The 432-nt window shown below is 44.2% G+C and carries 1 protein-coding gene; it reads right to left on the reverse strand.

Annotation, left to right across the window (positions count from 1 at the left end; genetic code table 11):
* Positions 1-432: thiamine pyrophosphate-dependent enzyme (locus RYX56_RS21245; RefSeq protein WP_317123977.1), on the reverse strand; the 432-nt coding region annotated here is incomplete at both ends.

Genomic DNA, 432 nt, shown 5'->3' on the forward strand with positions numbered 1-432 from the left:
CTCTTTTGCCTGTTCGATTACTTCATTTTCTTTTTCCTCGTTCCAAAGACCTTCCTTCTCAAGGTACTTACGGAAACGAACTAGCGGATCTTTGTTTTCCCATTCGTTGTCAAGCTCTGAAGTCCGATAGCGAGTAGGGTCATCACCTGACATCGTATGTGGTCCATAACGATAGGTCAACGTTTCAATTAATGTTGGACCTTCACCATTAATCGCACGTTCGCGAGCTTCACGTGTTGCAGCATAAGCCGCTAATGGAACCATACCGTCCACTTGAATACCTGGAATCCCAGCTGCAATGGCTTTTTGCGCCAAGGTTTTGGCTGCTGATTGTTTTGCTACAGGTGTTGAGATGGCAAAACGGTTGTTTTGAACAATAAAAATCGCCGGAGCTTTAAAAGCACCTGCAAAGTTAATTCCTTCATAGAAGTC

The sequence above is a fragment of the Alkalihalophilus lindianensis genome (assembly GCF_032843265.1).
Taxonomy (GTDB): domain Bacteria; phylum Bacillota; class Bacilli; order Bacillales; family Bacillaceae_D; genus Alkalihalophilus; species Alkalihalophilus lindianensis.